We start from the raw sequence: 21,812 nt of genomic DNA on the forward strand, positions 1-21,812 counted from the left end.
AATCAGGCTGACCAGCTTATCTACCAGACTGAGAAAAACCTCAAGGAATTCGAGGGAAAACTCAGTGATGACGACAAGAAGAGTTTAGAAGAGGCTGTTGAAAAACTTAAATCGGCCTCTGCTGGAAGCAATCCGGAAGATATCAAGTCTGCCACTGAAGCCCTCAATTCGGCTTGGAACAAAATCGCCGGCAAAATGTACGAAAGTTCCAAGCAGGAGGAGGCTGGTGCTCAGGCGCCTCCTGACCCCACCGATGAACCCAAGAAAGGGGATGACAAGGAGATCGAGGACGCAGACTTCGAAGTCGTAGACGATTAACTTCGGTTTTATAACGACTAATTAAATGGCGAGTCTGTCAACTCGCCATTTTTTGTATTTGGAACTTCATTAAGTTAAATTTGTTTTGAAGTAGTCTGTTGTGAGAAGAAGACATAAAGCACTCCTCATCCTTACGCTTGTGCTGGCTCTGCTCAGCGGCAGCGTCATTTATATTGTCTTAGCTCCTGGGCGGTGGACAAGGGAGATTGTCCAATATATAAACCAATCACTCATGTCAGACAGTGGGTGGAATCTTTCGATTGGAAATTTGGAAGGCCAGTTGATCTCTGACATCCACATTGAAAATGTTTATCTCCGGAACACCGACGGCTCCCTTGTCTTCTTCTGTGAAACAAGTGATCTGAATCTCGATTTTACTCAGATAATTACCGGTAATTGGGCACTATCTAATCTTGTTCTAGACAACGTGTTGATCACGCTGAAAGACGCAGAGGGAAATGGTGAACTCAACATGGAATTTATGGAAAAATTGGCCCATAACGATCTGAAGGTAAAGTCCCTGTCTGTACTCCGGTCTTCAATTTTGGTCAAGGAAGGGACAAACGAAAGACTGTACAGCTTTGAAGCGTCCGGTCGTCTCCAACCTGATGGAGAGACAATGTCATTTCATGTCTCTCATGCCATGTTCCACGATTTTCAAACTGACAATCAGCTTAACCTAGAAGATGGTGAACTGAAACTTGGGGCATCTTTTGTCAGTGCCAGCAATGTTTTAGGTGATCTCAACGGTTATCAAATCTCACTGAATGGTGATGCTCAGTTTGCTCATGAGACAAATCTTGCAATGGAATTGAGCGTTCACAATATCGACTTAACGGAATTCAAATCGTGGCAGCTTGCAGACATCCTCCATGCGCAGAATGCTGATCTTCATTTGGACATCGAGTTTGACATAACTCAAGCGTATGTTGAGGCGCGGCTGGAAGAATCGGCCACTTCCACTCTCATTGCCAATATTGAAACTCATTTTGAGATCGATCACGGTGATTATCGGTTATTTGATTCTGTGATTGATATTAATGAGGCTCATTTTTCTGGCAGTGGTAGCTGGAAAGAAGCTTCGGGCATTTCTCTTGACCTCTATGTCTCCAATCTTGATCTCGCTGAGTTTGGTCTTTCAGCTAAGAATACCAACATTCAGGGCACCACCAAAGTTGATCTCGCTCTTACCGATGCCAATGACCTTTCCGGTCTCACAGCCAAGATTGCTCTTCAGAATGACAACTTCGGCAGCACCGAATTTTTGGCTGTCTCGGGAAAAATTGACTATAGTGAGGGGACCATTTCTTTTCCCGATTCACTGACTATAAACATGGGTTTGGGTACCCTTCAGGCAAAGGGTGAAATTGACCTGGAAAGACAGAAAATGGATCTCATCTTTGTATTACAGGAAACGGCGCTTCCGGTATTTGCTTCCTTTGTCGGTTTGGAGGGGAGCCCGGACGGCGTGGCTTACGGCACAGTGGAATTGTTTGGCTTTATCGATGACCCTTCCATCAAAGGAAATCTGACCGTTCGCAAAGCATCTTACAAAGACATTGAAGTCTCCTCTATTAAGTCAAGCTTTATGATTAACTCAATTTTCAAGACACGGCACGGTTCACTTGTAGCTGAGGCCGGCAACACAATTTTTAGGAACGTTAATGTGGATCGTGCCTCACTTAATCTTTACTTTATGGGAGACACTATTCTAATTGCTAATGCGGATGCTAAATCAGGTGACGAGTTTCTTCGTCTGTCCGGGAAAATAATGGAATTCCAATTACTGGAAGTTGATCAGATCCAATCTTCCTTACAGGGACAGTTTGTTTCCAGTTTGGAGCCTTTCTTTGTATCCCATAAAGATAATCAACTTAAGATCGGGCCAGCCCGTTTGAAGATCAATGAAGGTTCACTGGAAACAGAACTTGAATTCAAAGAGGGCCTACTTAAAGAGGGTCAATTTTCGGCAATCAATATTGATTTAGAGGGTATCAGCAAACTGTTTAATCAACCTCTTCCGATTACAGGTTCTGCCTTTGCTGAATTCACCGCCAGCACGGCCCGTGAGCAGTTGTCGATCGAAGGTTCTGTCCAGATTCGTGATGGAATTTGGGAAGGATTCGCCTTTGATGATCTCCTTTTCACCGCCACACTTGAAGGCGATCAGGTTACGGTTAAACAGATGCAACTCAGAAGAGGCCAGGATATTGCCCTCGACATTTCCGGCTTCTACACTGTTGAGACAGGGGCGGATCAGTTTCTTGCTGCAAAATCGGACGGTATTTTGAGTTTTTCAAGCAGTTTCCGGGAATTTGACCTGAAACTGCTATCACCGTACTTGCCAGAATGGTGGGCTCTAGAAGGTGAAGCGACAGGAAGTTTCGCCATGAGCGGTACCTCGAAATCATCTGAAATCGGGTTTTCATTTTCTATTACTGATCTCCGTTTTTCTCTTATCCAGGCTGAGCATATTTCTGCCTCCGGACGATACATAGATCATCGTCTCTATTTCGACGATTTTGTAGGGTTGACCGCGGCAGGGGAATACACCGGTGAGGGTTATCTCCCTGTTGACTTTGGATTAGTGCCTGAGGATGAAGACCGGTGGATTGAATCTGATCCTATCGCAATGCGATTTACATCGAGAACCTCATCTATGGATTTTCTGTCGCCCTACTTTGCAGATATCGATTCTATAACAGGTGATATTGAAATTGCACTCCAAATTGAGGGAACTCCGGGGAAACCGGTGAGGAATGGCTCTATCGATATTGCCCATGGAAAGGTTTACTACGCTTTGCTGGACATTCCCATCTCTGGTATCAACGTCAGCGCTCTTCTTAAAGAAAACATGCTTATTGTTGATAGGTTCACAGCCACTTCAAATATTCCTGATGACACCAACTGGGGGCAGAATTTGCTTTCGAACCTGGCCAAGGTTTCCGGGGGCAGGCTTTTCGGGAAGAAAAGAGAGGGAGTTCGGGACAATCTCAGGATCACCGGCACCATGGACATGACCCATTTTTTCAGTCCGAACCTGGCTTTTCTGATAGATGGTTCGGATGTTTATGTGCGAACACTTCTCGGCGAAATTGAGGGTACAGTTGATATGCATCTCTCAGTCACCGGCAAGGATACCGTTACCATTTCGGGCGAAATTGTACCCACCGAAGCGGTTTTGAGGATGGAGTTTACAGGGGGGGAAGACTACGGTGAAGTTTTCACGGAAGATGGTACAGTTTTCAATTACCGTATCAATTTCCCAATAAACGACAAGCTTTTCGTACAGAATAGCCAGATCGATGCTGAAGTGTCCGGCTATATGTCAATTCAAAAGACCGGTAATGAGCCTTACCGTTATGCCGGTGAGCTTGATGTTATTGAAGGAAAATTCTATTACTACTCCGATGTATTCAATATTGAAGAGGGTCATCTCGCTTTTGATCCCACCGAACTGAATCCCAGGCTCGACATCAAAGCCACCACAGATATTGCGGGCGAGCAGATCCTTGTTAGTCTAACGGGTGAGCTTGATGATCCTGTCCTTGTTCTTGAACACAGTGAAAACTTTTTTAGCCAGGAAGATCTGCTCCAGCTCCTGACTCTTCAGAGGCGGTTTGATGATGACATCACCAGGGGTATCGGAAGGCAGTCTGCTTTTCTTTTCGGGAGGTTTCTTGAAAATGAGCTGGAGAAAAACCTTGCCCGATCAAACCCTCTTTTCGATGAGTTTGACATTGAAGGTTCCTCGATACTTATCGATCCTACAGAAGAATCAGATCTCGCAGTGAAGGTCGGTACCCGTCTCACATCAAGTCTCTCCCTGAGCTACAAGAGAAGTTTTTCTCTTGCGCAACCGAACCAGTTGGGTGTAGAGTATCGTCTAAACCGAAACGTTTCTCTTGTGGTGACGTATGATGAAGACGGACAGGTCCACCTCAAATACCGGCGCAAGTACCGGTTCTAGATTGATCCCCAAATTCAGTACGCCTCTGGCGGCACTGGCACTAGCCGCTGTGGCATTTGTCTCTCTTCATGGTCAACTTTCCACCGTCAGATATGTTGTAGGAATTATCACGTTTGATGGGAATAAGACCATCTCAGCCAATGTTCTGAAAGAAGTGCTCCAACTGAAAGAGTCAAGACTCTGGAACTTCACAGAGTTCAATCGCAGGTCTTTGAAACTGGACGCCTTTAACTTAAGAAACTATTATATCTCGAAAGGATTCCTCGAAGTAGAAGTGGAGGAATCTTTCGAGACCCTGAATGATAACAGTGTCGATATTGTCTTTAAGATAAACGAAGGAGCAAGGTCCAGACTCCGCTCTGTCACTGTCCAGGGGAATCGCTCCCTGGAAGAGAGACAGATTCTTCGGCTTTTGGATTTGAGGATTGGGAGACCATTTAATCTTGCTGCCTTCGGTCGAAATTTCTCTGACCTGGAGTACAAATATCATACGCTGGGTAAACTTTTCTTCAACATGGAACACATTTATGCGCCCGGAACGGATATTGATCTCACACTCCTCATTGAGGAAGGTCCCGATGTATACATTGATAAGATTCAGGTTGTGGGGCTGGACAAGGTGGACAGCTCTTTTGTCCTGAGGGAGTTGGAGTTTCGCTCCGACGATTTGTACAATGCTGAAATGGTCCAACTCTCTGAGCGGCAAATATTTGAAACATCTCTCTTTTCTCTGGTAGATATTCTTCCCAAGAAAAGTGAACGGACAGGTAACTGGGTGAATGTAACAATTGAGGTTCGTGAGATGGAAAAGCGGGATCTACTCATTGAGCCAGGTTTCGCCCATATCCCATCCAGTAGTTCGGGCGGTGAGCCTTTCTCCGGTATTGAGGGTGCCGTACGCCTTGTAGACAGGAGTATCTATAATAGTGGTGTCAGGATGGGACTGAAAAGTTCGGTGGATTTTCCCATTGATGTGCTGGTCAATCGTGGATCAGTCCCTGTAATTTTCCGGTCTGATCTCTCATTCAGCGGCAACTGGTTATTAAAATTCAGGGCCCCCAATACATTGCGGTTTTTTGTGGATCGCGCTCCTGAACTTTTGCGTGTTGATGAACCGATTTTCAGATATGGCACGGAATGGACAGGGCTCCATAGATTTTCTGAAGAGTCTGTTCTAAGAGGTAGTTTGCGATGGACCCGCATCATCTCTGACCGAATGACGGAGGAGGAGCAGCAAAGAGAGCAGCAACGCAGTTTGTCCCTGCGCTTCAGGCACCGTGACCTGGATAATCTCATCACACCGCGGGAAGGGTGGTCCCTGACAATTGATTCTGAAGTAGTGGGGTGGATTCTTGGAGGAACACAGGACTACTACAAAGTTGAATTTGATTTTCGAAGGTTCCAGCCTCTTTCGCGAGGACGTGTTTTCGCTTTCCGGACAAAAATAGGTCGAATGGATCGTCTTTTCGAAGATTCGCCCTACATTCCATCTTATGGTCTGTTTTATCTTGGCGGAAGTACGAGCTTAAGAGGATGGCCGGCGCAGCGCTATCTTACATCCGAAAATGACGGTCTCGTACGTCCCTTAGGTGGCTTGATTAAGGTCCTTTTTAACAGTGAATTAAGAATTCCTCTCCGGGGTGTTCTCGGTGTTAACCTGTTTGTAGATGGCGGTATTCTTGCCGTCTCTTTGAGTGAACTGGCAAACCAGGTCGAGGCGTGGAAAGAGGGTGAAGGGTGGAATTACGGTGCCGAGCTAACGGTGAGCACACCTTTGGGCCCTATTCGACTCTATTACGCAATACCAATTACCAACCCTGGTAAAGCTGTCATGAACCTTGGTGTTCCATACGCTTTTTGAGAAGGGAACTTTTCCAGGAGTCTCTAGTATCTTTAAATAATATTCACCGGTTTCGATTTGTGGGGTCAATAGTAAGAAGCTAAATTCCGCATCTTTTTCAATGTGAGAACTGATACGAATATGACTTTGAATAGAATCTTTTATAGCTGCCTGGCGGCACTGCTCCTTGTAGTCGGATGCGTTAAAGAATCGCCTGCCGATCTTCTCTCACAGAGTAAATCCCTAATTCAGGAGAGAAAGTATTCCGACGCCATCACCGTGTTGCGTCAGTTGATGGATAAATATCCTGAATCAGAGCTAGCTGCCGAGGGGCAATACATGCTTGGTGATACGTACATTGCTTTCAACAAAAATTTTGAGCAGGCACTGAACGAGTATCGAGTTGTGGTTCAGAATTATCCAGAGACACGCTTCGCCATCAATGCACAGTTCATGATCGGCTATGTATATGCCAACTTTGTGCAGGATTACAACCAAGCCAGGATGGAGTATGAAAGGTTCCTAGAGCTATATTCAACTGAAGCTGATAGCGGTCTCGTTCAGTCTGTAAAGTTTGAGCTCGAGAATTTGGGAAGGGATTTAAACGAAATTCCACAACTCAAGCACATTTCCTCTTAGTACTCCTCAAAAGAGCAAATCATGACCGATTTTAACCTTACAGAACTCAACGATAAGATTGCCAAAGAATCAGTTTTTGTTAAGCCGCTCATAGATGAGATCGGTAAGGTCATAGTCGGGCAAAATGAGGTTGTTACAAAAATCCTCATTGGCCTTCTGTCAAATGGACACATCCTTTTGGAAGGTGTGCCGGGATTGGCAAAAACTACCATCGTAAAAACAGTGGCACAGCTCATTGAAACCAAATTTCAACGAATCCAGTTCACACCCGACATGTTGCCGGCTGATCTTATCGGCACTCTTATTTATAATCAGAAAACTGGTGGTTTCGAAACAAAACAGGGACCCCTTTTTGCCAATATTATACTTGCTGATGAGATTAATCGGTCTCCGGCTAAAGTCCAAAGTGCGCTTCTTGAGGCAATGCAGGAGCGGCAGATCACCATCGGGGAAGAGACTTTTCTTCTGGATGATCCGTTCCTTGTTTTTGCCACACAAAACCCAATTGAACAGGAGGGTACCTATCCGCTGCCGGAAGCACAGGTGGACAGGTTTATGATGAAACTGAAGGTCGACTACCCTTCTAAGGATGAAGAGTTGGAGATTCTTCGAAAAGTAGCTGTGATTAACAGTAAAACTGAACTGGTACCTGTAGTAAATCCGTCTGCCATCAAAAAAGCCAGACTGGTGGTGAGCGACATCTATGTGGATGAAAAGATTGAAAAGTATGTGGTGGATCTGATCTTGGCCACAAGGGATCCAGACAGCTATGAATTGGGCGAAATATCTGACTTAATAGCTTACGGCGGGTCACCTCGTGCAACCATTTTCCTCATTCTGGCGTCCCGTGCGCGAGCATTTCTCGAAGGCCGGGGTTATGTGATTCCGGAAGACGTGAGGTATGTCGGTTTTGACATTCTACGTCACAGAATCATACCGACTTACGAAGCTGAAGCCGAAGAAGTATCCTCAGAGGATCTGATACAACGACTCTTTGATACCATTGAAGTGCCGTAGTTCAAGGGTATGATTCCCAAGGAAATCCTTAAAAAAGTTCGACACATTGAGATTCGGACCCGGAATCTGGTGAACGACCTGTTTGGCGGTGAATACCACAGTGTTTTTAAAGGACGCGGCATGACCTTTTCTGAGGTCCGGGAATACCAACTGGGAGACGATATACGTCTCATTGATTGGAACGTCACGGCCCGATACAACGCTCCCTTTGTGAAAGTTTTCGAAGAAGAGCGTGAACTCACCGTTTTTATTGTTTACGATGCCAGCCGCTCAGGACATTTTGGAACACGGTCGCAACTCAAGTCCGAGATAGCTGCGGAGATTGGTGCTGTTCTCGGTTTTTCCGCCATTAAGAATAATGACAAAGTGGGGCTCTTGATTTTCACGGAAGATGTGGAACGGTTTATTCCACCTAAAAAGGGATCTTCCCATGTACTGCGTGTTGTAAGGGAACTGATCTATCATGAACCCCAGGCAAGGGGAACAAATATAGAGGTAGCCATGAGCTATCTCTTGAGAGTAGCCAGTCGCCGGAGTGTCGTTTTCCTTATTTCAGATTTTATGGACAGCAAATTTTACCAGACTCTGAAAATTGCTAATAAGAAACACGATATGGTGGGAATCCAGATTTACGATCCCAGTGAACAGGACATTCCTGATGTAGGGCTTGTTAAGGTACACGATGCAGAAACAGAAGAAACATTCTGGTTGGACTCCACATCCTCCCAGGCACGCAAGGAATACCGTGACATGATAGAACAAAAGGATATTGAATTCCAGAATGAGTGCCGGAAGATGAACTTCGATCTCATACCCATCTCCACAGAGGAAGATTATGTGGAGCCTCTCATGTCTTACTTTCGTTCCAGGGAGAGAAGATTTTGATGAAGTACACTAGATTAGCCACAGCGGCTCTAATTACTGCGGTGGTGCTCATAGGATGTGGCGAGAAGAAAATGGCTTCCAAATCCTTCCATGTTTACGGGATTCTGGATACAGCGGAAGTAGCCATTGGAGACATAGCCCGATTTCAGGTGTGGGCCATGGGAGCCGGTGAAAGAAATATTGAATTCCCGCGGCTTGAACTGGATGATAACAATATATCAGTAGGTGAAGGCAAAAATCTTATCGGAGAAGATGAAGGGGATAAGGGCATTGAATTCAAGTTGACCTTCTGGGATACGGGTGCATTTGAGATTCCTCCTTATGTTGTTCAGATTTTTAAGGGAAATGAACAAGAAGCCGATTATGCCATCCCCACCGATCCTTTCACTGTAACAGTTCATTCAATAATTTCAGAAGCGGAACCCACATTACGCGATATTAAACCACCGGTACCCATACCAACCATTATCTCTTGGAAGATCCTTATTTCTCTTTTGGGCATTGGGTTGTCTTTGGCGGCACTGTTTTGGATGTGGCGGAAACGTGTAAAAGAAGAGCGTGAAGAAAAGGTGGAAGTCATTATTCCTTCTCGGCCTCCCTATGAAATAGCCATGGAAAAACTGGACCAGCTTAAGGAACAGACCCCCATAGATCCTGATCAGATCAAGAATTTTTATGCTGATCTTTCTTATTTGGTCCGTGAGTACCTGGAATACCAGTATTTTGTTCGGGCCAGCGAAATGACAACTACTGAAATCGAAGAAGCCCGTTATCTTATTCCCACGGACCAGGAGAAGCTAGCTGATGTAATCGCGATCTTGAAGATAGCGGACCTTGCAAAATTTGCCCGGTTCCAACCGGATTTGAATCAATCCAAAGAAGATTTGAACATGATAGAGAATTTTCTCAAGTTCACCAGACTGTCGTGGACAAACATAAAAAATGGTGTTAAAAAGATGGAGGTTGTATGATTGAGATCAGGAATCTGACAAAACGCTATGGCTCTTTTCTTGCTGTGGATGATATCACATTTGAAGTGGACAAGGGAAAGATCCTCGGTTTTCTGGGTCCTAACGGTGCCGGGAAAACGACCACCATGCGTATTGTTACCGGTTTCATGCCGCCCACCAAAGGGACCGTAATTGTATCGGGGTTCGATGTTGTGAAGAAGCCACTCGCCGCCAAAAGACTAATTGGGTATATGCCAGAAACACCACCTCTCTATGTTGATATGACTGTAGAAGAGTACCTCAACTTTGCAGCCAAGCTAAAACAGGTGCCGTCCGGAGAGGTAAAAAGTGCCATAGGTTCTGCTTGCGAAAAGGTAGATATCCGTGATGTGCTAGGCAAAGTGATCAAGACACTTTCCAAAGGTTACAAACAGCGGGTGGGACTTGCACAGGCCATTATCCACGATCCTGAAGTGCTCATTCTTGATGAACCGACCATCGGTCTGGATCCTATTCAGATTCGAGAAGTAAGAGAACTTATCAGATCTCTTAGTGGGGAGCATACGATCATTCTTTCCACGCACATTTTGCCTGAAGTCGATATGATTTGCGATGAAGTGGTGATTATACAGAATGGTAAGATTATTGCAAAAGACACCCCGGACGGCCTTTCGAAATCCATGAAGGGGGCAGAAAGATTAACCGTTGTTGTAGAAGGTCCCACCGAGGAAGTTTCTGCTGCTGCCTCAGCCACTGAAGGCGTTATTTCAATTCTGAAATCAACGGCAGAAAATGGAAACTGTTCACTGGTCTTGGAGTGTGACTTCAAATTTCATGTAAGAAAATTACTGTCGAGTGTTATTATAGAAAAAGGATGGAGTTTGCTGGAAATGAAAGTGGAAGAGTCAACTTTAGAGGATGTGTTCATTCATATGATGTCTGGTTCTGAGGAGATGAAAGCATGAAAAATGTAATCACCATATTTAACAGGGAATTCCGGTCATATTTTTCTTCGCCCATTGCCTATGTGGTCATTGGCCTATTTCTGGTACTGACGGGCGTTTTCTTTTATTTGCTGTTGTCCTCATTCCTTCAATACTCGGCAAACCTTCAGTGGCAGGCGGCCAGGATGCGTCAGCCGGCACCTCCAGTAAATGTGAACCATATGATCATCCGGCCTCTTTTTTCAAACATCAGTGTCATTACGCTTTTTGTGGTGCCCATGATCACAATGAGAAGTTTCTCTGATGACAAAAAGACCGGGACGCTGGAACTTCTTTTGACATCACCAGTGACCACGGCTGAGATTGTTATCGGGAAGTTCCTTGCTGCCTTTTCCCTTTATGTCATCATGGTTCTCTTGACATGGGTTTATCCGCTTGTGATCGTCTTCTTTGGAGATCCCGATGTGATGCCTGTTGCTATTTCGTACATCGGCATCCTTGGTATGGGGGCTGCGTCGGTGGGTATCGGTGTTTGGATTTCGTCCATGACTGAAAACCAGATTATTTCAGCTATGGGGACGTTTGTGGCGCTGCTTTTTCTTTGGCTTGTGGGATGGTTTGCCAATTTTTCATCGGGGGCAATGGGTGGCTTTTTCCAGTATCTTTCTATTGTTGAACATTTTGACGATTTCGCTAAAGGGATCTTCGATACGGGACATCTCATGTATTACCTCTCTCTTTGTGGTATTACACTGTTCCTTGCACATCAATCCATTGAAAGCTTGAGGTGGAGGGCGTAATGAAAGATTTAAAACTTTGGCGCGGCGCAACATATGACGGACTCGGAATTTTATTTCTGGGGTGGCTTTACGGTGTATCTATTGTGAAATTTGACTGGGTTGCGTGGATCCTTATTGGTTTGGGTGGATTGTTACTGCTTTTCCCTTTGGCTACCAACTATCGGAAAGTGTTTAGCACCGTCAAATCCCGCCGAACCCAAATTGGTGCCAATACATTTGTTATCATTGTTCTAGTTCTGGTGATAGTTGGGTTGCTAGACTACCTAACAATCCGTCATTCCTGGCGGGTGGATACCACTTCACAGCGGGAGTTTTCTTTATCAGAACAGACTGTCAGCATACTCCGGAATCTGGATAGAGAAGTGACACTGGCGGCATTTGTTAGTGATGCAGAAATCCGCCAAATGGAAGACCGTATGGTGGAGTATACCCACTACTCAGGGAAATTCAATTATGAGATAATTGATCCTATCAAGGAGCCTGAACGAGTACGGGAATTCTTCGGTCCTGACAAGCGGTATCTTGACCTCCCTACTGTTGTTTTGAAAACGGAACTGAAGGATGAGGAGATTAACAGTACGGGAGAAGAAGACATCACAAACGCCCTCATTAAAGTGACCCGGGATGAGAGTCGTAAGGTTTATTTTATTCAGGGCCACGGTGAAAAGGATATTTTCCCAGATGAGCCTGGAATGGCCAGTTCAGAGTTAGTGAAGAACGAGCTGGAAAAACAGCATTTTCAGGTGGATGTTCTGAACCTTTTCCAGGAAAATAGTGTTCCGGAAGATGCAGATGTGTTGATTGTGGCCGGACCTTTAAAGCCGCTGGCCGTCAATGAGGTGGAAGCACTAGGCAATTTTCTTTCCAGCGGCGGGAACGTCCTTGCCATGCTGGATCCTGAATCAGAAAGCGGCCTGGAAGATTTGATGAATGACTGGAATGTAAAGCTTAACAGAGATTTAGTTCTTGAGTCTCACTCGAGTTTTGTTCTCACCGCTTCAGGATTGAACAGGCAGAGCAGTGTCAGTGCAGCCCCTTCATCCGCTGAGTACGGAGATCATATGATCACTAAGAATTTCCGCTATGCCACTACCTTCATTCAAGCACAGTCCCTAAGTGTCGCGGATGAGGATAATTTCGATATGGTAGTGACAGATCTTGTCTATACAAGTTCAAACAGTTGGGGTGAAATGGATTTGGATCGTTTGTACAAAGAAAAGAAAGCGGAACAGAATGAGGGAGATTCAGAAGGGCCTACTACATTGGCCATGGCAGTGGAAAAAGACGACTCTGTTAAAACTCGCTTGGTAGTTGTGGGGGACTCTGATTTTGCTTCAGATGTGTATGTGGGCCAGGCACCAGGGAATATGGATTTTTTCCTGAATATTGTGAGCTGGCTTGCTGAAGAGGAGGACCTTATCTCTGTCCGGCCAAAAGAACCTGAAAACCGATCTCTCACCATGACCATGCGTCAGCAGAAGCTGACTCTCTTTTTCCTTATCATCCTGCTCCCCATTGCGGCAGTGAGGATGGGTATCCACATCTATATAAAACGTTCCTGAGGCTCTCAGATAGATGAAAAAAATTCTAATACTTGCCAGTATCGCTGGCGTACTGGGCACCTTTGTTTACTTTTATGAGATAGAAGGAAGCAAACAGAGGGAGCAGGACGACCAGTTCGAGGCGTCACTCTTAAAGATAAAGCGTGAAGATATTCAGTCAGTTACTTTGATCCAGGAAGAAGGTGAAATCATCAAATATGAGCGTATAGGCGATGGCTGGGAAATTACCGAGCCGGTTCGAACTAATGTTGAGGAATCGACCGTCAACGGAAACTACTCGGCGTTTGCTAACGCCAACATTGAGCGCCGGTTCGATACAACTCCTGAGAAGCTAAAAAACTTCGGCCTAGAGCCGGCCTATGCGGAAGTGATCATAGAATCAATAGACGGCAATAAAGTAGAACTTCTTATCGGCGACGAAGCAGCTACCCGTGGCGACCTTTTCGTTGCTTTCCGCGATTCGAACAGTGTCTTTATCACATCCAACAATCTGAAAACACAAGCAGATAAGACACTCTTCAACCTTAGGGACAAAAAGATAGCACACTATGATAAGGATGAGGTGAACAGGATCGAGCTGGTAACTGAAGCGGATACTATCATCATTGAAAAATCAGGTGAGGAGTGGACTATGACCTCTCCCGCTTTGCCAGTAGAGGTGAGCCGTGTCAACAGCTATCTCAATTCCCTTGTGAATTATTCTGCAAAAGAGTTTGTGTCAGAGGAGTTTGACGATCCATCACAGTATGGTTTTGACAAGCCGGAGGCAAAGCTGACACTCAGTCTCGGTGAAGAAATGGCCACCAAAGAACTGGTCGTTGGTAAAGTGGTGGAAGACGGGGACGACACTGACTTTTATGCTTATGAATCAGGAAGGTCACCTGTTTTTGTTATCCGAGAATCAAACAAGAACAATATAGCTCGCGATCCCTTTTATTTTCAGGACAAGAAGCTGGCAAAGTACGATGAAGATGCCCTAAACGAGATCCGGATCTCTGGCGCCTACCAGATTACCCTGGCTCCTCAGGATACGCTGGGGTGGTTCGTTTCCGGTGATACCACCATCAAGCTGGAGCAATCGGACATGAACCGTCTGTTCTCAGCCATCAGCGGTGTTACGGCGGCGGAACTGGTTTCTGAAAAGAGTAAAAATTGGTCAGTTTACGGTCTTAAAAACCCCTTTCTGGAAGTTGTCATGACAGACACCACAGGTTTATCAACGGGTTACAGTATTGGTAACTCAGATGAAGACAATGACCGTTATGCGGTTTCCAGAGCGAGCTCTCGTATTTACAAGGTTAGCCTATTTTCAGTTGAAAGAATCGTAGACTGGATAGAGGAGATACGAGAGACCGAGCCTAACCTATCAACAGAATAATAACTCCCCCAGCCAGGGTGCAGAACAGGTTCACCGTGTCGTTATTGATGAACCTGGACCCTGACATGAGGGTAGCCTCTCCGTTACAGTGTGGGGCCACATCAACTCTTTTATTGCAGCCACTACATGAGTATGACGCCTGAATGGTAGCGCCTAGAACGGAATCAAACAGGCTCCCCGTAAAACCGGCCACCACCACAAAAGTTATCACCTCCAAATCTTTGATAAAGAACCAGGCCGAGGCTGCTATGGCGGCGGCGCCCAAAAGTGCTCCAGCAGATCCAAGAAGTGTAATGCCCCCTGATGTACCCGACTCTAATTTTCTGAAAGTAACACTGTCTCTTGGTTTCGCTCTTGAGAAGAAACCGATCTCCGTAGCCCAGGTATCAGCTGTTGCCGCTGCCACACTGGCCAGATAGCTGAAGTAGAGAATGTCCGACGGTTCGTAGAACCACCAGATGGTGATCAGAAGCGGGATACCCCCGTTGGCATAGACCTGTACAACGTCCCGCTGGGACCCTTTACCGAAAGATAGTCGGCGCTCTTCTTTCGATTTCTTTGCAATCTTTGAAAGTAAAGAGGAGACCACAAAGAATAAAACAAGCGGTATGACAAATTTCCAGCCGCCAATCCCAAAGATAAACATCCCGAGAATGAAAGCACCCATGGCACCGTCGCGACTGAGAGCCCGCAGACTAAAGGCTCCCTGTGCCAAGGCAAATGATAAAAGAATCCAGAGCAACAGGGACATCATTGTGTTATGCTGAAGGCTATAAAAAAAGAGGTCGTATCCCACAGCAGCAAGGATTGGAACCGACAAGTTGTCCGACCCCTCTTTTGAGACCGCTTCCGCAATAGTGGCTAAGGCTGCTACCAGTAACGATACAGGAACCAGCTCCTGCAGTTGCATCGGCTCCAGCCCTGCTAAGTTCCGGAAGACTATTGTTCCGATTCCCGTCAAGAGGGCTGAAGTCAAGGCCATGGTAATGTTTCCTTGAATGGTCTTCTCATCCCGCCACGGTCGGTACGTTTCGGGATTTCGCACCCATTCTCCTGCAAAAGTTGCTGCAGTGTCAGCAAAGGTGAGGAGCAGGAGGGCCACCTGAAATGTAATCTGACGGTCCCACCAGAAGAGGCAGAGGATGAGATAGGCCAGTGGGAAATAGACGGTGCCATAGGACTTTCTTTTTGTGGCGTGCATACCTTCCAACTTTTCCGAGTTGACAGCCACCAGGTTTACCGCAATAAATATGATCGCAAGGGCTACCGGCGGTCCGTTATTGATGAAAAGGAAAGGAGACATAAGGACAATCATTCCTACCAGAACGTGGACAAATTTCCTGCTCGCTTCAGGTGTCCAGTTGAGTTTAGTTCGTGCCAATTCGCTCAGGCCGATAAGTCCAAAGATCCCCAAGAGGAAAACGACAAATGTTATCCATTCGTTGGGAAAGGGAGAAATGATAGGGAGCATGAATGAAAGTACATGATAAAGTTCGAAGAGAAAAGAGACTGAGAAGGGGGATTTAACACCAAGACACGCAGTTTTTCAAGAATAGAATTCCTTCGTGACTTGGTGGTCTTCCCATGAATTATCCATCGGCAAATCACACATCAGTTCTTATTTTGCTGCGTGGATTTCACATTACTTGTCGGTTTGATCCTCGGCCTTCTCGCAGGCGGTGTGGTTGTTTTGCTGGTCACATCCCAGATGAACAAAGGCGGGCAAACGTCCGCTGAAGAGATGAAAAACGCCTTTTCTTCCCTTTCACTCGAGGCACTTGAAAAGTTCAATGTGCTTGCTTCAGAAACAGTGAAAAATCAGTTGGAAAAGAGTGAGGCGACATTAGAGGGAAAAAAGAAGCTTATAGATAGTAATCTTGAGACAGTCTCAAAAACTTTGGAGGAGTTGAAAAAACAATCCACAGTTTTGGTTACTCAACTGGGTGAAAGCCAGAAAGAGACAGGGAAACTTCGCTCAACAACGGAAGATCTTAGGAATGTTCTCTCCAGTTCACAGGCGAGAGGGCAATGGGGCGAGCGGATGGTAAAGGACATCCTGGATCTTATGGGCCTTGTGGAGAATGTGAATTACGTTTCACAAAAGTCTGTGGAGTCCGGAGAGAGGCCGGATTATACATTCAATCTTCCCAAAGACAAAAAACTGAACATGGATGTCAAATTTCCTTTGGCCCATTACGAACGATACGTCTCAGCTGATAGTGAATCAGAACGTGAGAATGAAAAGAAGGCGTTCTTGAAAGATGTGAAAGGGCATGTAAAGGATGTGGCCAGCAGGGGGTATGTTGATCCGGAGGCAGGGACGGTGGACTACGTTCTTGTCTTTATCCCAAATGAGTCCATCTATTCCTTTCTTCACAAAAATGACCCTGAACTGCTGGACTTTGCCCTCAGCAATCGGATCATTCTTTGCTCACCTATCACTCTCTATGCCGTCCTTTCTCTCATTCATCAGGCGGTAGAAAGTTTTGCCGTTGAAAAGGCGGTAGGTGAAGTGTTGACACTGATAAACGAATTCGAAAAACAGTGGCGGAAATATGTTGAGGTCATGGAAAAGATGGGTCGCCGTATTGATGATGCCAAGAAAGAGTTCGAAAATCTGACTACCACTCGGACTCGCCAGCTGGAGCGGCCATTAACAAGGATACAGAACCTTAAACTGGGCCAGGACGGAAGTTCCCTTATTGAGGAGGAATCCAAAGGAAAAGAAGACATTTAAAGTATTCTCTCCGGAGCACTATTGAGATCTTTTTTTCTTCTCACCATTTTTTTTCTTCTCACTGCTCCCCAGTTTTCACCTGATTCGTTCCGACCCTACTCTCAGACTATTGGCGGTTCTGATTTTTCCATTAACCTGGTGCCGATAAAGGGCGGCGCTTACCAAATGGGCAGCCAACCGGATGAACCGGGCAGGGGCAGCGATGAGGGCCCCATCCAAAACGTGGAAGTCCATGACTTATGGATGAGCAAAATGGAAATTTCATGGGACGTCTATGAGCTTTTTCTCTACCGGGAGATTGACAATATTCTTCAATCCAAAGGGAATGTTGACTTGGCGATAGATGGTATTTCCGGTGCTACCATGCCTTACGTCAATATTAACAGGCCGGGCTACCCGGTGGTTAATATTACTCAATATGCTGCTTCCCAGTTCTGCAAATGGCTCACAGCCAAAACAGGTTATTTTTACCGTCTCCCGACGGAAGCCGAATGGGAGTATGCTTGCCGAGCAGGGGCGCAAGGTGTTTATTCATTTACCATGGATGATCTTTTCCTGGATGATGTAGCATGGTACGAAGGAAACAGTGAGAATAAGTACCACAGGAGTGGACTCAAAAAACCAAACAACTTCGGCCTGTTCGATATGCACGGGAATGTGGCGGAATGGGTTCTGGATCACTATAACCCGGCGGGATATTCATCCACCAAGACCTTTCTCCGGGGAACCGAACTTTACCCCCGAGTGGTTCGGGGTGGTTCATTCAAAGATCAACCGGAAAGGCTCCGATCTGCTGCAAGGGGATTTTCAAGAAAGGCGTGGAAAAAGCAGGACCCACAATCACCTAAAAGCCTATGGTGGCATACGGATGCTCCTTATATAGGTTTTCGTATAGTAAGACCAAAATCCGTACCTTTCAGAGATCAAATGGAAAAATATTGGATCAAGCCTAAAAAGGAATATTGAGAAATGAATAAAGATCACAAAATAAGCCAGATAAATAGACGAAAATTCATGAAACAGTCAGCCAAAATAGCTGCCGCCGGTATTCTTATGAACCGATTGCCGGCATCAACACGGAAACAGGTTTCTCACGAAGGTGAGATTAAAGTGGCTTTAGTAGGTTGTGGAGGCCGGGGTACAGGTGCGGCTGCCCAGGCCATCCTGGCGGATGAGAACGTTCGTCTCGTGGCTATGGCCGATGTGTTTGAAGACCAGGCCCAAAGCTGTTACAAAAATCTTATTGAAAGATTTGGCGATTCCGACAAGGTGAAAGCGAGTCCGGAGACCACCTTTATCGGTTTCGACGGCTATAAGAAAGCTATTGATATGGCTGATGTGGTCATCCTCACTACGCCACCCGGATTCAGGCCGCTGCATTTTGAGTATGCTGTGGACAACAACAAACAGATTTTCATGGAAAAGCCTGTGGCAACTGATGTGGCGGGTATTAAAAAAGTTCTTGAGGCAGGGAAAAAGGCTTCCGCAAAAAAACTGAATGTTATTGTCGGACTCCAGCGTCACTACCAGAGAAACTACAGGAAAGTGAAAAAACTGTTAGACAGAAACAGGATTGGAGAAATTATCTCGGGCCAAGTCTACTGGAACAGCGGTGGAGTGTGGGTGAGACCTAGGAAACCTGAGCAGACCGAACTGGAATATCAGATGCGGAACTGGTACTACTTCAACTGGGTTTGTGGTGACCACATTGTAGAACAGCATATCCACAACATCGATGTGGCCAACTGGTTCATTGGTGCTACCCCTGTTTCTGCTCAGGGAATGGGTGGACGAGAAGTAAGGAAGGGTCCCGATCACGGCCACATCTTCGACCACCATTTCGTGGAATTTACTTATCCTGAAGGACAGGTCATCGCCAGCCAGTGCCGGCACCAGAGAGGGTGTATGAACAGGGTTGAGGAAGTATTTCAGGGTACAAAGGGGAACGTTCATGTCCATAGTGGGAACTTTGGTCGAATGGTTTCCAGCGCAGGTAGAGAGATATATGACCACAAGGGTGAAAATGATATTGACCCATATCAGCAGGAACACAATGAGATTTTTGCCGCTATCAAAGCTGGAAAGTACAAGTACAATGATGTAGAGAGGGGTGCCCACAGCACTATGACTGCTATCCTTGGTCGCATGGCTACCTATTCCGGACAGTTAATTACTTGGGAGGAGGCGATGGCATCAGATCACAAGCTGGTGCCTGAACTTCACTCCTTTAACGATACAGCCCCAGTCCTGCCCGATGAGAACGGGAACTACCCCGTGCCTGTTCCCGGGAAAACCAGATTCATCTGAAAAGAGGAAAAAAGATGAAGCGAAGAGAATTCATAAAAAAAGGGGCAGTCACGGCTGTACTACCCATTACCGGCACCGTATCTTTGGCCAAGTCGAACAACGATGTACAAAAAAAGGGGGAAACCTTCAATCTTAACTACGCTCCACATTTCGGTATGTTCAAAGAGAATGCCGGGAATGATTTGCTTGATCAAATCCAGTTCATGTATGACCAAGGATTCCGCTCCATGGAAGATAACGGGATGAAGGATCGGTCACGGTCAGATCAGAATAGTATTGCCAAGAAGATGAGTCGCCTCGGCATGACCATGGGTGTTTTCGTGGCACACAAAATCTACTGGCGAGAGCCGAACCTTGCCAACGGCGACAAGGCCCTTCAGGATGAGTTTGTTCAGAATGTGAAGGATTCGGTGGAAGTGGCCAAGCGGGTGAACGCCAAGTGGATGACCGTGGTCCCCGGCTATCTGGACTTGGGTCTGGAAATGGCTTATCAGACAGCCAATGTGGTTGAAGCCCTTCGGAGAGCCAGCGATGTACTTGAGCCTCACGGTCTAGTCATGGTGCTAGAACCACTGAACTGGTGGGCTAACCATGCGGGCCAGTTCCTCACCGAGATTCCCCAGGCCTATGAGATTTGCCGAGCGGTGGACTCTCCATCATGTAAGATCCTGTTCGATATTTACCATCAGCAGATTACTGAAGGAAATCTCATCCCCAATTTTGACAAGTCTTGGAGTGAGATCGCTTATTTCCAGATCGGTGATAATCCTGGGCGAAAAGAGCCAACCACAGGAGAGATCAATTACCTCAATGTTTTCAGTCACATTCACAGCAAGGGGTTTAAGGGTGTCTTGGGGATGGAGCACGGTAATTCCAAACCAGGGAAAGCGGGAGAGATGGATGTAATTGAGGCTTACCGGAAAGTGGACAGTTTTAATTCTAACCAGAATAGGAAAGGATGATACCATGAAAAAGGGTTTGATGTCATTAACATTACTTATCGCCGTTTCGACTGTTTTTGGAAGTGACCGCTCCCTGCCACCCGACACAGCAATTGTTTCCTCACACAGTATCACAGTGAAAGGTGATCGTTTTAACTATAAAGCAACCACTGGTACACAGCCCGTTTGGGACGAGAATGGTAAACCTATCGCTTACTGCCATTTCACTTACTACGAACGATCCAATGTAAAAAATCGAGCCTCACGGCCCCTCATGATCTCATTTAATGGCGGCCCCGGCTCCGGTTCAGTCTGGATGCATCTGGCTTATACAGGGCCCATTATACTGAAAATTGATGACGAAGGTTACCCTATTCAGCCATACGGTGTAAGGCAGAACCCCTATTCTATCCTGGACGTTGCAGATATTGTCTACGTCAATCCTGTGAATACGGGATACTCGAGAATTATGGATGAAGAAGTGAAAAGAGAGAAATTCTTTGGTGTGAATTCTGACATTAAGTATCTGTCGGAATGGATTAATACTTTTGTCCAACGACACAATAGGTGGGAGTCACCCAAGTATCTCATTGGGGAGAGCTACGGTACCACCAGGGTTTCCGGGCTTTCGTTGGCGCTGCAGGGCCGCCAGTGGATGTATTTGAACGGAGTCATACTGGTCTCCCCAACTGGACTGGGTATTGACGGCTCCATTGGAAGGAGCGGACCTATAGGTGCTGCACTCAGGGTTCCCTACTTTACAGCCGCTGCGTGGTACCACAAGAAATTACCTCCCGACTTGCAACAACTGGATCTGGCTGAAATTCTTCCTGAAGTGGAAAACTATGCTGTCAACGAACTGATAGCTGTCATTACAAAAGGTGGCTTTGTATCAGAAGGTGAAAGGGAAGAAGCGGCCAGGAAGATGGCCCGCTATTCCGGAATTTCAGAAAAAGTGATTCTCCAATACAACCTGGATGTTCCTACCTCCTTTTTTTGGAAAGAACTGTTGAGGGAGGAAGGGTACACAGTGGGAAGGCTCGATTCTCGATATAAGGGGATCGATAAGACGGATGCCGGGGATAGCCCCGATTTCAACTCAGAACTCACTTCCTGGCTCCACTCCTTTACTCCCGCCATCAACTATTATTACAAGAACGTCCTGCAATTTGAGACAGATGTGAAGTATAACATGTTTGGTTCCGTCCATCCGTGGGACTGGGATGACGATAAGACGGGTGAGAATCTGAGGCAAGCTATGGCACAGAACCCTTATCTACACACTATGATCCAGTCAGGCTACTATGACGGTGCCACCCGGTACTTTGATGCTAAGTATACTATGTGGAGGCTGGATCCCAGCGGCAGGATGAAGGCTCGTCTTAGCTTTAAGGGATACCGTAGTGGACACATGATGTATCTACGCCGGGAAGACCTTGAAACATCAAATGAAGATATTCGGATATTCATCAAGAAAACGACCCCGGGTAAGGACATACCGGCGAAGTATTAGGCAGGGTTCTC

The 21,812-nt window shown here is 46.1% G+C and carries 17 protein-coding genes; 16 read left to right on the forward strand and 1 reads right to left on the reverse strand.

Going from position 1 to position 21,812, the window contains the following annotated elements; all coding sequences use genetic code 11:
• The 11 genes from EYO21_01060 to EYO21_01110 all read left to right on the forward strand — a co-directional run.
• The coding region (locus EYO21_01060) for a molecular chaperone DnaK (GenBank protein ID HIB02403.1) at positions 1–318 on the forward strand (318 nt) is incomplete at its 5' end.
• Positions 319–418: 100 nt separating this feature from the next.
• The gene (locus tag EYO21_01065; GenBank protein ID HIB02404.1) at positions 419–4,288 is read left to right on the forward strand and encodes a hypothetical protein; all 3,870 of its coding nucleotides are present in this window, start codon (positions 419–421) and stop codon (positions 4,286–4,288) included.
• On the forward strand, positions 4,236–6,149 hold the full coding sequence (locus EYO21_01070; GenBank protein HIB02405.1) for a hypothetical protein: 1,914 nt from the start codon (positions 4,236–4,238) through the stop codon (positions 6,147–6,149). Before EYO21_01065 ends, EYO21_01070 begins: the two co-directional genes overlap by 53 nt.
• 102 nt (positions 6,150–6,251) lie before the next feature.
• Positions 6,252–6,767, forward strand: coding sequence for a tetratricopeptide repeat protein (locus EYO21_01075; GenBank protein ID HIB02406.1), 516 nt, complete (start codon positions 6,252–6,254; stop codon positions 6,765–6,767).
• Between the two features lie 21 nt (positions 6,768–6,788).
• Positions 6,789–7,784 carry a MoxR family ATPase gene (locus EYO21_01080; GenBank protein HIB02407.1) on the forward strand — a complete coding sequence of 332 codons (996 nt, stop codon included), beginning with the start codon at positions 6,789–6,791 and terminating at the stop codon, positions 7,782–7,784.
• Between the two features lie 9 nt (positions 7,785–7,793).
• Positions 7,794–8,669 carry a DUF58 domain-containing protein gene (locus tag EYO21_01085; GenBank protein HIB02408.1) on the forward strand — a complete coding sequence of 292 codons (876 nt, stop codon included), beginning with the start codon at positions 7,794–7,796 and terminating at the stop codon, positions 8,667–8,669.
• A complete protein-coding gene (locus tag EYO21_01090; GenBank protein ID HIB02409.1) occupies positions 8,669–9,640 on the forward strand; it encodes a hypothetical protein in 972 nt (323 codons plus the stop codon). The genes EYO21_01085 and EYO21_01090 overlap by 1 nt, the downstream gene beginning before the upstream one ends.
• Positions 9,637–10,584 (forward strand): ABC transporter ATP-binding protein, encoded by a 948-nt coding sequence (locus tag EYO21_01095; GenBank protein HIB02410.1) that lies wholly within the window; start codon positions 9,637–9,639, stop codon positions 10,582–10,584. The genes EYO21_01090 and EYO21_01095 overlap by 4 nt, the downstream gene beginning before the upstream one ends.
• Positions 10,581–11,363 carry an ABC transporter gene (locus EYO21_01100; GenBank protein HIB02411.1) on the forward strand — a complete coding sequence of 261 codons (783 nt, stop codon included), beginning with the start codon at positions 10,581–10,583 and terminating at the stop codon, positions 11,361–11,363. Before EYO21_01095 ends, EYO21_01100 begins: the two co-directional genes overlap by 4 nt.
• Positions 11,363–12,925 (forward strand): hypothetical protein, encoded by a 1,563-nt coding sequence (locus EYO21_01105; GenBank protein ID HIB02412.1) that lies wholly within the window; start codon positions 11,363–11,365, stop codon positions 12,923–12,925. Before EYO21_01100 ends, EYO21_01105 begins: the two co-directional genes overlap by 1 nt.
• 13 nt (positions 12,926–12,938) lie before the next feature.
• A complete protein-coding gene (locus EYO21_01110; protein HIB02413.1) occupies positions 12,939–14,303 on the forward strand; it encodes a DUF4340 domain-containing protein in 1,365 nt (454 codons plus the stop codon).
• Here EYO21_01110 and EYO21_01115 read toward each other — a convergent pair.
• Complete coding sequence (locus EYO21_01115) at positions 14,284–15,774, reverse strand: DUF92 domain-containing protein (GenBank protein ID HIB02414.1); 1,491 nt, start codon at positions 15,772–15,774, stop codon at positions 14,284–14,286. The genes EYO21_01110 and EYO21_01115 overlap by 20 nt on opposite strands.
• 159 nt (positions 15,775–15,933) lie before the next feature.
• On the opposite strand from EYO21_01115, the gene EYO21_01120 reads away from it, so the two are divergent.
• From EYO21_01120 to EYO21_01140, 5 genes are read left to right on the forward strand one after another with little or no spacing between them, the layout of a single operon-like run.
• Positions 15,934–17,040: a DNA recombination protein RmuC gene (locus EYO21_01120; protein HIB02415.1), complete on the forward strand. Its 1,107-nt coding sequence runs from the start codon at positions 15,934–15,936 to the stop codon at positions 17,038–17,040.
• A gap of 21 nt (positions 17,041–17,061) precedes the next feature.
• A complete protein-coding gene (locus tag EYO21_01125) occupies positions 17,062–18,006 on the forward strand; it encodes a formylglycine-generating enzyme family protein (protein ID HIB02416.1) in 945 nt (314 codons plus the stop codon).
• Positions 18,007–18,009: 3 nt separating this feature from the next.
• The gene (locus tag EYO21_01130) at positions 18,010–19,347 is read left to right on the forward strand and encodes a Gfo/Idh/MocA family oxidoreductase (protein ID HIB02417.1); all 1,338 of its coding nucleotides are present in this window, start codon (positions 18,010–18,012) and stop codon (positions 19,345–19,347) included.
• Positions 19,348–19,361: 14 nt separating this feature from the next.
• Positions 19,362–20,309, forward strand: a complete 948-nt coding sequence (locus EYO21_01135) for a xylose isomerase (protein HIB02418.1) — start codon at positions 19,362–19,364, stop codon at positions 20,307–20,309.
• Positions 20,310–20,313: 4 nt separating this feature from the next.
• The gene (locus tag EYO21_01140) at positions 20,314–21,801 is read left to right on the forward strand and encodes a carboxypeptidase (GenBank protein HIB02419.1); all 1,488 of its coding nucleotides are present in this window, start codon (positions 20,314–20,316) and stop codon (positions 21,799–21,801) included.
• The last annotated feature ends 11 nt before the right edge of the window (positions 21,802–21,812 follow it).

The organism is Candidatus Neomarinimicrobiota bacterium (assembly GCA_012964825.1).
Taxonomy (GTDB): Bacteria; Fidelibacterota; Marinisomatia; order Marinisomatales; family S15-B10; genus UBA2125.

Excerpts from the sequence above, each read along its gene's own strand:
- EYO21_01080 (HIB02407.1), top strand. The coding sequence starts at position 6,789 with ATGACCGATTTTAACCTTACAGAACTCAACGATAAGATTGCCAAAGAA.
- EYO21_01130 (HIB02417.1), top strand. The coding sequence starts at position 18,010 with ATGAATAAAGATCACAAAATAAGCCAGATAAATAGACGAAAATTCATG.
- EYO21_01135 (HIB02418.1), top strand. The coding sequence starts at position 19,362 with ATGAAGCGAAGAGAATTCATAAAAAAAGGGGCAGTCACGGCTGTACTA.
- EYO21_01140 (HIB02419.1), top strand. The coding sequence starts at position 20,314 with ATGAAAAAGGGTTTGATGTCATTAACATTACTTATCGCCGTTTCGACT.
- EYO21_01095 (HIB02410.1), top strand. The coding sequence starts at position 9,637 with ATGATTGAGATCAGGAATCTGACAAAACGCTATGGCTCTTTTCTTGCT.
- EYO21_01115 (HIB02414.1), bottom strand. The coding sequence starts at position 15,774 with ATGCTCCCTATCATTTCTCCCTTTCCCAACGAATGGATAACATTTGTC.
- EYO21_01110 (HIB02413.1), top strand. The coding sequence starts at position 12,939 with ATGAAAAAAATTCTAATACTTGCCAGTATCGCTGGCGTACTGGGCACC.
- EYO21_01085 (HIB02408.1), top strand. The coding sequence starts at position 7,794 with ATGATTCCCAAGGAAATCCTTAAAAAAGTTCGACACATTGAGATTCGG.
- EYO21_01105 (HIB02412.1), top strand. The coding sequence starts at position 11,363 with ATGAAAGATTTAAAACTTTGGCGCGGCGCAACATATGACGGACTCGGA.
- EYO21_01090 (HIB02409.1), top strand. The coding sequence starts at position 8,669 with ATGAAGTACACTAGATTAGCCACAGCGGCTCTAATTACTGCGGTGGTG.
- EYO21_01100 (HIB02411.1), top strand. The coding sequence starts at position 10,581 with ATGAAAAATGTAATCACCATATTTAACAGGGAATTCCGGTCATATTTT.
- EYO21_01070 (HIB02405.1), top strand. The coding sequence starts at position 4,236 with ATGATGAAGACGGACAGGTCCACCTCAAATACCGGCGCAAGTACCGGT.